Source organism: Actinoplanes lutulentus (assembly GCF_003259845.1).
GTDB lineage: Bacteria > Actinomycetota > Actinomycetes > Mycobacteriales > Micromonosporaceae > Actinoplanes > Actinoplanes lutulentus.
Window position 1 is genome coordinate 142,492 of record NZ_QLMJ01000003.1, and the last position, 12,100, is coordinate 154,591.

At 66.7% G+C, this 12,100-nt stretch carries 8 protein-coding genes; 3 read left to right on the forward strand and 5 right to left on the reverse strand.

Annotated elements, in window-relative coordinates; genetic code table 11:
* Positions 1 to 45 precede the first annotated feature (45 nt).
* The 3 genes from B0I29_RS07600 to B0I29_RS07610 are packed head-to-tail and all read right to left on the reverse strand — an operon-like array spanning position 46 to position 3,580.
* Positions 46 to 948: a carbohydrate ABC transporter permease gene (locus tag B0I29_RS07600; RefSeq protein ID WP_111648182.1), complete on the reverse strand. Its 903-nt coding sequence runs from the start codon at positions 946 to 948 to the stop codon at positions 46 to 48.
* Complete coding sequence (locus B0I29_RS07605; protein WP_111648183.1) at positions 945 to 1,925, reverse strand: ABC transporter permease; 981 nt, start codon at positions 1,923 to 1,925, stop codon at positions 945 to 947. Before B0I29_RS07605 ends, B0I29_RS07600 begins: the two co-directional genes overlap by 4 nt.
* Positions 1,922 to 3,580 (reverse strand): extracellular solute-binding protein, encoded by a 1,659-nt coding sequence (locus B0I29_RS07610; RefSeq protein WP_181557730.1) that lies wholly within the window; start codon positions 3,578 to 3,580, stop codon positions 1,922 to 1,924. Before B0I29_RS07610 ends, B0I29_RS07605 begins: the two co-directional genes overlap by 4 nt.
* Before the next feature lie 173 nt (positions 3,581 to 3,753).
* Here B0I29_RS07610 and B0I29_RS07615 point away from each other — a divergent pair, with 173 nt between their 5' ends.
* Both B0I29_RS07615 and B0I29_RS07620 read left to right on the forward strand, forming a co-directional pair.
* A complete protein-coding gene (locus B0I29_RS07615; RefSeq protein WP_111648185.1) occupies positions 3,754 to 4,893 on the forward strand; it encodes an ROK family transcriptional regulator in 1,140 nt (379 codons plus the stop codon).
* Positions 4,894 to 5,088: 195 nt separating this feature from the next.
* The gene (locus tag B0I29_RS07620; protein ID WP_111648186.1) at positions 5,089 to 7,887 is read left to right on the forward strand and encodes a glycoside hydrolase family 3 protein; all 2,799 of its coding nucleotides are present in this window, start codon (positions 5,089 to 5,091) and stop codon (positions 7,885 to 7,887) included.
* A 683-nt stretch (positions 7,888 to 8,570) separates the two neighbouring features.
* Here B0I29_RS07620 and B0I29_RS07625 read toward each other — a convergent pair.
* Entirely contained in the window at positions 8,571 to 10,283 is a 1,713-nt protein-coding gene (locus tag B0I29_RS07625; RefSeq protein ID WP_111648187.1) for a cellulase family glycosylhydrolase, read from the reverse strand.
* A 547-nt stretch (positions 10,284 to 10,830) separates the two neighbouring features.
* Between B0I29_RS07625 and B0I29_RS07630 the strand changes: the two genes are divergently transcribed.
* Positions 10,831 to 11,382 carry a hypothetical protein gene (locus B0I29_RS07630; protein WP_111648188.1) on the forward strand — a complete coding sequence of 184 codons (552 nt, stop codon included), beginning with the start codon at positions 10,831 to 10,833 and terminating at the stop codon, positions 11,380 to 11,382.
* Between the two features lie 103 nt (positions 11,383 to 11,485).
* Here the strand turns inward: B0I29_RS07630 and B0I29_RS07635 are convergent, their stop codons facing one another.
* On the reverse strand, positions 11,486 to 12,100 hold the full coding sequence (locus B0I29_RS07635; RefSeq protein WP_111648189.1) for a GNAT family N-acetyltransferase: 615 nt from the start codon (positions 12,098 to 12,100) through the stop codon (positions 11,486 to 11,488).

Sequence of the window (12,100 nt, forward strand, 5' to 3'; positions counted from 1 at the left end):
CGGCATGAGGGGCTTCTTTCCGGCGGCACTGCGGTTAGTCGTCCCTCAGCCTTTGACTGCTCCGATGATCACGCCCTTGGTGAAGTGGCGCTGGACGAACGGGTAGACCAGCAGCGCCGGCACGATTGTCACCACCACGACAGCCATTTTGATTGCCAGCGTCGGCGGGATCGCTGAGCCGAGGCCCGGCACGTAAACCGCTGTGCCCGACGACGACGGCGTCTGCCCGGCCAGGATGAACTGCTGCAGAACCCGCTGCACCGGCTGCAGATCATTGCGGTCGATGTACAGAACAGCGTTGAAGAACGCGTTCCAATAACCCACCGCGTAGAACAACCCGACCACCGCGGTGACCGCTTTGGACAGCGGCAGCACGATCCGGAGCAGAATCCGCAGCTCCCCGGCGCCGTCGATCCGGGCGCTGTCCAGCAGCTCGCCCGGGATGCCCATGAAGAACGCCCGGAGCACCACCAGGTTGAACGCACTGATCGCGGTAGGCAGGATCAACGCCAGCAGGTTGTCCTTCAGCCCGAGCCCGGTGACCACCAGATAGCTCGGAATCATGCCCGGATAAATCAGGAATGTCAGCAAGAAATAGAACAACAGGGGCTTGTGTGCCAGCGACCCCGGCCGCGACAAACCGTAAGCCGCCAGCACCGTCACCACCAGGCTCAACACCGTCCCTGCCAGCGCGACCACCGTGCTGACCAGGATCGCGTCAGTGATCTGCCCACCGGTGAAAATCACGATATAAGCGGACGGGTCGAACTCGCGCGGCAGGAAGACGTACCCGCCCGCTTCGTTGATGGTCGTCTCCGACGAAAGGCTGGTGACCAGCACTACCCAGAGCGGCACCAGCACGGCCAGCAACACCACGGACAGCACGGTGCCCTTGCCGAAACGGCCCAGTGCGCTGGGCTTCTCCTCCCAGACTTCTCTGACACTCATGACTTCGAATAGATCCCTTGCTCGCCGAACTTGTGGGCCACCTTGTTGGCGCCCACGATGAGCAGCAGCCCGATCACGGCCTTGAACAGGCCCGCGGCCGCGCCGACGCCCCACTGCTGGACAGCGATGCCCTGGTAGTAGACGTACGTGTCGAGCACCTCGGCGGCGTCTCGGCCGACCGCCTCGCGTTGCAGGACGAACTGCTCGAACCCGACGTTGAGCGCGTCGCCCAGACGCAGGATGAGCAGCAGCACGATGACCGGGCGCAGCCCTGGCAGCGTGATGTGCCAGAGCCGGCGCCAGCGACCGGCGCCGTCGGCCGCCGCTGCCTCGTACAGGTTGGTGTCGATCGCCGCGAGCGCCGCCAGGAAGACGATCATTCCCCAGCCGGCGTCCTTCCAGAGCGCCTGCGCGGTGATCAGGAAAAGGAACGTGTCCGGGTCGGTCATGAAGTTCGGCATCGCGAAGCCGGCCTCGGACGCGGTCTGCACGATCAGGCCCGCGCCGCCGAGCATCATCTGGAACAGCGAGACCACCAGCACCCAGCTGAAGAAGTGCGGCAGGTACACGACGCCCTGCACCAGAGCGCGTACGCGTGGCGACATGATGCTGTTGAGCAGGATCGCCAGGGCGATCGGGATCGGGAAGTAGAAGACCAGCTGGAACGCCGTGATCGACAGCGTGTTCACGACGGCGTCCCAGAACGCCGGGTTCTTGAAGAGGTACTCGAAGTTCCCGAACCCGATCCACTCGCTGTAGAGGAATGCTTCGAACGGGTTGTCACCGACGTACGGGTTGTAGTCCTGGAACGCGATGACGTTGCCGAGCGCCGGGATGTAGTGGAAGACCAGCAGCAACGCCGTCGCCGGCAGGCACATGAGAAGGAGCGGCCAGTCCCGCCGCAGCCGGGCTCCGAACGAGAGCCGCTGCCGCGGGACCACCACTGCCTTCTTGAAAACCGATGGGATGGCGCTCATCGGCCGTTGTCTGCCAGAACCTTGGCGTAGAAGTCGCGGGCCTTGTCACCGCCGCCGTTGCGCCACTCGGTGACCACCTTCTCGAAGTCGGAGATCGGGCGACGGCCCCGCATGATGTCAGTGACCTTGTCCTGGGTGGGCTGCTCGATCGCTGCCTGCTCGGTGGGCACCTCGACCTTGATGCCTTCCCACGGGTTCTTCTCCAGGTACTTCGTGGCGTCGTTGCCCCAGCCGACGAAGGCTTCGGCGTACGTCGGGATGTCCGGTCCACCGACGATCACCGGCGGGCGTCCGCCGAGGAAGATGAACTGGTTGGCGAACTCCTTGACGTACAGGTCATTGGTGACCGGGGCGCCGCTCGCGTCGCGCTTGAAGTGGGTGCCCTCGACGCCGTAGTTCTGCAGCTCCCACTCCTTGGTGCCGAAAGGCGCCGCGACGTAGTTGAGGACCCGCAGAAGTTCCTGGGTACGCTCCTGCCCCAGCCCCTTCTTGATGAACGTCCACATGATCGACGGGGTACCGCCCCAGCGCACCGGCGGCGTGCTCGCGTCCGCGCCGAACACCTTGATCGCCTGCATGTCGAACTTCGGGTTGGTCTGGATCGCCGGGCGCCAGACCTCTTTCCAGGCGCCGCCGCCGTCCCAGAACATGAAGATCTTGCCGCCCTTGAAGAGCGTCTTCACGTCACCGCCCTTGCTGCTGGCGATGTCCGGGTGGATCAGCTTCTCGGCGTACAGCCGGGTCATGAACTCGACGGCCCGCTTGTAGTTCTCGGTCTCGTACCGGTGGTAGACCTTGCCGTCGGCGCCCTTGGCCCAGCCGTTCTGCGAGCCGGTATTGCCGCAGATCTGCAGCACCTCCTGGAAGAGATCACCGAACGCCCACTCACCCTTGTCCGGGTTCGTCATCTTCTTGCCGAAGTCGTAGACCTCGTCGAGGGTCGTCGGCGCCGCGACACCGCGCTGGTCGGCGACGTCCTTGCGGTAGAAGAGCAGCGACGGGAACGGATTGTCCGACGGGAACGGGACGCCCATCAGCTTGCCGCCCCACACCGAGTCCGACCACGCCTTGGTGTCCAGACCGGCCAGCAGCGGGTACGCACTGATCTTGTCCCCGGCCAGGTACGGCGTCAGGTCCTCGAAAAGCACGTGGACCGCGTCGTTGAACCGGGCCAGCTTGTTGATCTCCCAGCCCGGGATGCAGGTCAGGTCGGGTACGTCCCGGGCGCCGAGCATCGTGTTCAGCTTGTCGCCGTACGTGACGCCGTCCTGGATGCTGAAGTTGATCGTGCCGCCCAGATCGGCATTCACCGCGCCGACCAGCTTGTTGTCGGTCGGCGGGGCCGGACCCCACCACGGCGTGGTGGCCGAGATCGGCTGCCCGCTGGTGATCGCCTTCTCGCTGACCGCGTCGGCCAGGGTGGTCGGGTATTTCGCGTACCCGTCGGCAACCGGCCGGATGCCCTTGATGTCCGGCGGAACGAGCGTGGAGTCCTTGAACGTCGGCACCACGCCGGCCGCCTGCTCGGCTGTGGTCGCCGAGCCGGTGGTGCCCGGTTCCTTGCTGCATCCGGTGAGAAGCCCGCCGCCGGCCACGGAGGCCGCGCCGAGGCCGATCAGCCCTAGAAAATTCCGCCTGTTCGTCGACGCGCCCACGGCGCACCTACCTTCCGAAATGGCTTAAGTTTGGTTAGCGTCTAAACTAAGTACATCGAAGACAAGCTAACTGACGTGTGGTGCAGGCGACAAGAACGAACTGGGAGCGCGCCCACGGCGGGGTGGTTAGATGACCGTGAAGACGGCTGAGAGCGGAGCTTGACTTGAGGACCATGGGCTTCACTGACGTCCGGGCCACGAACCTCGCCGTGGTCCTGCGTCATCTGCGGACCAACGGGCCGAGCTCGCGCGCTGCCATCGCCGCGTCCACCGGGCTCAACAAGGCGACCGTCTCCAGCCTGACCAGCGATCTCATCGACCATCGGCTCCTGCGTGAGACCGGGTCGAGCGGCAACCGCATCGGGCGGCCGGGAACCGCGGTGGCGCTGGACGGTTCCGCGTACGCGGCGATCGGCCTGCAGGTCGCGGCCGACCGCCTCACCGCGCTCGCCGTGGACTTCGCCGGCGAGCAGGTCCTGCTCTGGCATCGCGCGCTCGCCGCGGAGGGCGGACGCGCCACCGGCGAGATCATCGCTCTCGCTCAGCGAACCGCGACCCGGGTACGCCAGCAGGGCCGCACCGTCCTGGGCCTGACCCTCGCGGTCCCCGGCCTGGTCGACGAGGACGGCACGGTACGCCTCTCCCCCGCCCTCGGCTGGTCCGACGTGGACCTTCGAGGGCTGGTGGCGTCATCCCTGCGCCAGCCCGGACTCGTGGTGACCGCAGCGAACCAGGCCGGACTGGCAGCCATAGCCGAACGAAGAGCCGAAAACATGATCTTCGTGACCGGCACCGCCGGCATCGAAGCGGGCCTCATCGTCGACGGAAAACTCCTGCACGGCGCCCGCGGCTTCACCGGGCAGATCGGCCGCTTCGCACTCGGCCCGGCCGGCTCTCCCACCCTTCACGACCTGGCCGGCATCGAGCCGCTGGTCCGCCGCGCCCTGCCCGGATTCGACCCGGATTCGCTGACCGACCTGAGTCCCGCCGTCGAACAGGTCATCGTCCAGGCCCGCGCCGGGGACGCCGCCGTACTCACCGCGCTCCGGGACACCGGCCGTCACCTCGGGCAGGGCCTGGCGATCCTGTCCAACCTCACGGACCCGTCGGTGATCGTTCTCGGCGACCACTACGCGGCGCTGGCCGAGTGGATCATCCCCGCGGCCAACCCCGAGCTGGCCGGCCATCTGCTCGCCCCGGGCGGAGCCGAGTTGGTCGCGTCCGAGCTGGGCCTGCACGCCGCCGCGCTGGGCGGCGCGATCTCCCACCTGGAGCGGGTGGACAGCGGCAGATCGATGCCGATTACTGCCTAGACGCAGATCAGATCGATGCCGATTACCGTCTCGGCGCAGATCAGATCGATGACTGCAACTCCTTGACCCGGGCGGACCGGGGATGCGAGCCTCAGGGAACCCCGACCGAAACATCTGCGAAACCCACTCGCGCGCTCGGTTGTCGAAGCGCTTCGACATGCCGGCCCATCCCCTCGGCCTTCGAAGGAACGCGTCGTGACCGAATCCCCTGTTTTTCGGGACCCGCACCATAAGGTCGCCGCCCGGGTCCTGGATCTCCTGAGCCGGCTGAGCCTCACCGAGAAGATCGGCCTGCTCAACCAGCACCAGGCCGCGGTACCCCGGCTCGGCGTCGACGCCTTCCGTACCGGCACCGAAGCGCTGCACGGCGTCGCCTGGCTCGGCGTCGCCACCGCGTTCCCCCAGGCGATCGGGCTCGCCAGCAGCTGGAACCCGGAGCTGCTGCGCCGCGTCGGCGAGGCGGTCGGCAGCGAGGTACGCGCAATGCACCACCGCGACCCGCAGAACGTCGGCCTCAACGTCTGGGCCCCGGTGGTCAACCTGCTCCGCGACCCGCGCTGGGGCCGCAACGAGGAGGGGTACGCCGAGGACCCGTGGCTCACCGGAACACTCAGCACCGCGTACTCACGGGGTCTTCGCGGCGACCATCCACTGTGGCTGCGGACCGCGCCGACGCTGAAGCACTTCCTCGCCTACAACAACGAGACCGACCGCTGCCTTACGTCGAGCAACATGCCGCCGCGAGTGCTGCACGAATACGAGCTGCCCGCGTTCCGGCCCGCTCTCGCCGACGGCGCGGCGGTCGCCGTGATGGCGTCGTACAACCTGGTCAACGGCCTTCCCGCGCACCTCAGCCCGCTGATCGAGGACACCCTTCGATCATGGTCCGAAGAGGACATCATGGTCGTCGGTGACGCCTGGGCGGTGCACAATCTCGCCGGCGACCAGCATTGGTACGACGATCACGTGGAAGGTTTCGCGGCGGCTCTGCGCGCCGGCATCGACTGCGTGACCGAGGACCTTCCGGCGACGCTGGCCAACTTCACTGCCGCACACGAGCGTGGCCTGATCACCGAGTCGCACATCGACGCCGCCGTCTCCCACATCCTTTCGATCCGGGTGCGGCTCGGCGAGTTCAACCCGATCGAGGATCCGTACCGGCACATCGGCCCCGAAGTGATCGACTGCGCCGAGCACCGGGAGCTTGCCCACGAAGCCGCCAGCGCCTCGGCCGTACTGCTCACCAACGACGGGATCCTGCCCCTCGATCCGGATTCCGCGGACCGGATCGCGGTGATCGGTCCGCTCGGTGACCAGGTCTTCGACGACTGGTACAGCGGCACGCCTCCCTACCGGAAGACATTGCGCGCCGCCTCCGGCGCCACCCTTTTCGCCGAAGGCGTGGACCGCGTCGCCTTACGCTCCGCGTCCGGCTTGCTCTGGGCGTCCGACCATTTGCGGGTACGCCCGAACGACGCCGAAGTGGTCCCGAATGAAGCCCTGTTCGACGTCCTCGACTGGGGCGAGGAGACCATCTCGCTGCGGTCCGTGTCGACCGGCCTCTTCATCGGCGCCGACGACGACCACCTCGTCACCGACCGCCCCGGCCCGAACGGCTGGGAGGTCCGCGAAACGTTCCGCCTTAATTCCGTACCCCATGGTGTTGTCCTGAGGCACGCCCAGAGTGACCGATTCCTGAAGGCCGGCGAAGACGGCCTGATCGGTTTCTCCGCTGACGAAGGCACCGTTTTCACCGTGGATGTGCTGGTGGACGGGGTGGCCGCGGCCGCTGAGGTGGCGGCCTCGGCGGACGTGGTGCTGCTGGCTCTCGGCAACCATCCCCTGGTGGCCGGCCGGGAGACCGCGGACCGGCGCGACCTGGACCTCCCCGGCACCCAGGACGACCTGATGCGTGCCGTGCGGGCCGCCAACCCGCGAACCGTGCTGGTGCTGACCAGCAGTTATCCGTACGCGATCGGCTGGGCCCGGGACAACCTCCCGGCCGTGCTCTGGTCCGCGCACGGCGGCCAGGAACACGGCGCCGCCCTCGCCGACGTCCTGTTCGGCCGCGCCGAACCCACCGGCCGGCTGACCCAGACCTGGTACGCCGACGACGGCGAACTGCCGGACCTGCTCGATTACGACATCATCGCGTCCGACGCCACCTACCTGTACTTCCGTGGCGTCCCACTGTTCCCTTTCGGCCACGGACTCGGGTACACGACGTTCGCATACGAGAACCTGGCGCTTGACGAGTCCTCGGTGGACCCGTCCGGCACGGTGACGGCGACCGTCGACGTGATCAACACCGGCTCGCGCGCGGGTTCTGAGGTGGTCCAGCTCTACACCCGCCAGCAGCGCTCCCGGGTCAAACAGCCGTTGCGCCAGCTCCGCGACTTCCGCCGGATCCACCTCTCCCCCGGCGAACGCACCACGGTGACGTTCGCCCTGCCCGCGGACAGCCTGGCCTTCTGGGACGTCACCCGCTCCCGCTGGGTGATCGAAAACGCGACGGTCACCATCGCCGTGGGCCGCTCCAGCACCGACTGGCGCCAGACCGCGACGCTCCGCGTCCGCGGCGAACACATCCCACCCCGCTGCCCCACCTTGCGCTTGATCGACAACGATGGGTACGCGGGAACAACCCCAGTCCCGGGCGAAGGCTTACAAAGCGTGACACCCGACGCCTGGGCAGTCTTCACCAACGTGGACTTCGGCCAGGGCCGGAGCCAAGTCCGAGTGCAGGCCGCAGTCGCAGCCGCAGTCGCAGTCGCGCCGGCAGCGGCGGACTCGCCCTCGACGGCGCTGATCACGATCCGGCTGGACGACCCACTGGCCGGCCCGGTGCTGGCAACCCTCCCGATCCCGGTGTCGGAAAAGCGTGACGAACCGACCGAAGTGTCCGCCGAAATCCCCCGAATCCCGGGCAACCACGACGTCTTCCTCCAGTTCAACACCCCACACATAATCGCCACAACACTCCACTTCGACTGACCCAGCCGGGCGGACGAGGGCCCACGGAGTGCCCCCACCCACCCGAGACCAGAGCCCACGGAGTGCCCCCACCCACCCGAGACCAAGGCCCGCCGGCCTCCGAAAATCGCGGCCGGCCCCTGGCGCAAGAACCGTCGCGCACCGACCCAGCCGCCGACGAACCCGACGGGTGAGCGAGCCGTCGTTCAGCCACGGAATCGGACCCTCATAACGTGCCTGGAGGACGGCCGAGAGGCGCGAGCCGTAGCTCAGACACGTCATCGCGGTCCCATGACATGGCTGAACTACGGCTCGCGCCTCTCGGCAACGGGACCTGCGGCACCAGAACACGCCGTGACCCGACAGGCCGGCGCGGGCAGCGTGGATGCGGTCCCACACAACCGTTCCGTGTGCGTTCATCAACGCCATAGCCGAGCCAGGAGCCCACAGACGGCTTGCGTGCGTCCTCATCACGCCATCACCGATAACCTGCGGCCCGGCTCGCGCCAACGGTCGCGTTTGCCGCCCTCACGCGACCACAAGCGCAAGCTGGGCCCCTATCCGCCCAGAACCAGAGCACACGGTGGCCCCCGGCCCACCCGAGACCGGAGCCCACGGTGCGCCCCCGTCCACCCCGAAACCAGAGCACACCGTGCGCCCCCGTCCACCCGGGACCAGGGCGCACCGTGGGCTTCTGCTCGTGTTCAGGCCGCGGGGGTTCCGGTCACCTCGGCGCCCACGCGGGTCACCGTGTAACCGACCGTCTCGCCGCTCCAGAAGTGGAACGTCAACGTCACCGGCTCGCCCTCGCGGACCTCGGCGAAGAAGTCCGGCGTCAGCCTGATCGTGCCGGCCGAGTAGTCCGGGGCGAACGCCCTGTCGAACTCCTTGTAAGCGGTCCAACCGTGCGGCCCCGCGTTCGACCCGTCCGCGTAGACCGCCGTCATCGTGGCCAGCCTGTCGCCGCTGAAGGTGACCGGCACCGCGAAATCACCGCTGACCCCGACGACACCCGAGGCCGACGGCCTGTCGAAGGAGACCACGTCGAGGCGCCACGGCACTCCACGGGAGAAGCGCAGTGACAGCGAGGCCTTCACCCCGTACCCCTGGGTCCTGGTCAGTCGCGTGAGCAACGCGGCAGTGAGGGTGAGTTGATCGCCGGAGATCTGGTAGTCGGGTCCGCGTCGCAGGGTGCTGTTGCCGAGGCGGATCTGGGTGAAGCCGGTGCCGTTCAGGTTCAGCTTGATCGTCTGCGAGAGGACCGGCGTCGCTCGGCGCACGAAAACCAGGTCGCTTGCGGCGGTGCCGGATCGGGTCTGCCAGCTGGAGCGGATCTGGGCGAAAAGTTCAAGATCATTCCAGACCATTTGGGTACGGTCGAAGTGCTGGCCGTTGTCCCACAGCATCGTGGTGACGCCGCGGGCGCGGGCCTGGTGGCCGAAGAGTTCGAAGAACTTCAGCTTCTCGCCCTGTTCGATCGTGCCGGTGTGCCGATCGAAGCCGAGCAGGCCGTACTCACCGATGATCACCGGGATGCCGCGGGCGACGAACGTGGTGTGCACCCGGGTGAACGTGTCGAGCAGGTCCTGCTGAGCGGTCGCGTCGAAGCGGTATCCGCCGGCGACGTTCACGCTGAACGGCCAGTATCCGTAGTAGTGGACCGTGGCGATCAGGTTCGGATCGTCCAGCGCGGCCATCTCCGAAGCCAGGTTGTCCAAATGCACCTGGTCGGCCGAGGTGTGCAGGGTGGGCAGCACCAGCAGCCGGTCGGTGTTGCCGCCACCCGAGGCGCGCACGATCCGGTGGAAGTTCGCGTTCAACTCGGCGAGCAGAGCCGCCGGGTCACCACCGGCGAACTGTGGCTCGTTGACACTCTCCAGCACCAGCTTCGACGGGGCATCCCGGAAGGTCGAGGCCACCTGGGTCCAGATCGCGTTGAACCGGGCCAGCACGGCGTCATGATCCGACGCCATCCCGTTGATCCACTGCCAGGAGTCGTGGTGGATGTCGAGCATCACGTAGAAGCCGTCGTCGATGGCCCAGCCGATGACCTCCTTCACCCGGGCGAGGTACGCCGCATCGATCGTGTAATCCGGGGCGGGTCCCTGGTGCTGGACCCACGTGACCGGGATCCGGATGCTCTTGTAGCCCTGCGCCCGGATGCCGTCGAGCAGCTGCGGGGTCACCCGCGGGTTGCCCCATGACGTCTCGTCGTCGCCGGTGGAATCGAACGTATTGCCGAGGTTCCATCCGGGCTGCATAGCAGCCACCGCCTGGGCCGGCGTGCGAGCGGCCTGGGCCGAGGTGCGGGCGGATGGCGCGCCGGCCTGGACAGGGCCGGGCGGGGTGAGGATCGAGCCGGTGATCAAGGCGAACGCGAGGCCGAGGCCTCCGAGTCTGCCGAGTAAGCGCGACATGACGCTCCTGCCGGGGACGGGCGGGTGCGGGAGATCGGGAGCGCTCCCACTCTGATCACGGCAGACTAAGTATGGACGTCAAACTATGTCAATGAACGCATGGAGGCGGGCCACCCGAGGACGAGAGGGGGATGCGCACCTCGCCGGGATGGCCCGCGACAACCAGTCGCAAGGCGACCCGCCGCGCCGTCGAAGGGCGCACCCTGGGCGAGCACACGGTGCTCATAACGCGGAGGCTAGTACTCGGTGCATTCCGCAGAAAGGCTGATCCACGAAATACTGAACTTCTTTAAAAACCGATTCCAGCGGCTCCATCGTGAATTGCCAGCAAGGGCTCGGACGGGTTGATCTCTGCGACCACCTGCAACTACGCAAGTTGCATGATCGTTTAACGAAAGGCATCCCTCCAAACTGGATTGGCACATGATTTTGAGGATTACGCATTGTCGTGGCCCTATTGCAGTTCGTACTCTGTGGTCACCTGTTATCGATCGACTTGAGTACGAGAAAGCGGGACCGCTCGGCACGGTCCCGCGGGGGAGCTGCCATGCTTGTCAAAGTCATCGACCAGATCACCGACGAGATGAACGACGCCGCATGGGACCTGTACGAGGGCGCTTTCAAAGACGTTCGTGCCCTCGCGGTCCAGCGCCACCTGATGTACCGGGCGGAGTTCGACCAGGTGATGTGCGATCCCCGAGTCGACAAGTACCTCTGCCTGGACGACGGCGGCAAACTCTGCGGAGTGTCCACGTACACAAATGATCTGTATGCGATGCCACTGATCGCACCCGAGTACTTCGAACGCCGCTGGCCCGACCTCTACGCGCAGAACAAGATCTGGTACTGCGGTTTCGTAGCGGTCGCTGAGGACGCCCGATCCACCCGGGCATTCGCGGAACTGGTCGAAGCCATGTACCGCACTGCCACGGATCGGAACGGGATCATCGCACTCGACTTCTGTTCCTACAACGATGACGAACGCAACATGTCCAAGGTGATCCGGTTGATGTTGCGCCGGCTCTCCGGTGGCACGTTGGAAGCCTCGTGCATGGACCAGCAGTCATTCTGGATCTACGAGTTCCCAGCGGCTGCGTGATGAGCCTTTTTCAACGTGGCAAGGGCCTCGCTTGCCGGCGCCGAACAACGGCCCGGCGGCTTCAGGCCCGATGCCAGGTTGAAAATTGCTCACAGGATTGAGATCAGGCCATCGGCGCCCTCCACATGCACCACAGCGGAGGTCCGTCGGGTAGCTCGATCACGGACCGGACCTGGTATCCGTGCCGGAGGTAGAGGTCGCGGTTTCGCGGATCGTTCGCCTCGAGATAGGCCGGAAGCCCGGCCCGGTCCAGCCGGGCGTGGTGCCGGTCGAGCAGGGCGCTGCCGATGCCGCGGTTCTGCTCGCCCGGACGCACCGCGAGGAACGCCAGGTAGTGATGCGGCTCGAGCGGGTGGTTCTCGTCGAGTACGGCGTCGAGTTGCTGGGCGCGGTCGAACGCGGTGTCCGAGGCCTCCTTGAGCCGGCGCTCGTAATCCACCGGCGGCGGGATCATCGCGGTGAGCGGGAACCAGAGCGCGACCCCGCTCATCCGGCCGTCGTCGGCGTCAGCGGTGCTGTAGACCTCGCCGTGCCGCAGGGCGTGCTCCACGAAGATCTCGAAGTACCGGGACGTGTTGTTCCGGCGTACCAGCATGTCCGGCTGCATCCAGCGGGCCACCGGGCCGTCCCACATCGCGTCGGCCACAAGATTGGTGATCTCTTCGGTGTCGAACGGCGACACGTGCCGGATCACGAGTTCCTGAATGGCGTACGTCAT

What these genes read in the sequence shown, in the direction of transcription:
- B0I29_RS07625 (WP_111648187.1), bottom strand. Translation starts at nt 10,283, where the DNA reads ATGTCGCGCTTACTCGGCAGACTCGGAGGCCTCGGCCTCGCGTTCGCC.
- B0I29_RS07630 (WP_111648188.1), top strand. Translation starts at nt 10,831, where the DNA reads ATGCTTGTCAAAGTCATCGACCAGATCACCGACGAGATGAACGACGCC.
- B0I29_RS07600 (WP_111648182.1), bottom strand. Translation starts at nt 948, where the DNA reads ATGAGTGTCAGAGAAGTCTGGGAGGAGAAGCCCAGCGCACTGGGCCGT.
- B0I29_RS07635 (WP_111648189.1), bottom strand. Translation starts at nt 12,100, where the DNA reads ATGACGTACGCCATTCAGGAACTCGTGATCCGGCACGTGTCGCCGTTC.
- B0I29_RS07605 (WP_111648183.1), bottom strand. Translation starts at nt 1,925, where the DNA reads ATGAGCGCCATCCCATCGGTTTTCAAGAAGGCAGTGGTGGTCCCGCGG.
- B0I29_RS07615 (WP_111648185.1), top strand. Translation starts at nt 3,754, where the DNA reads ATGGGCTTCACTGACGTCCGGGCCACGAACCTCGCCGTGGTCCTGCGT.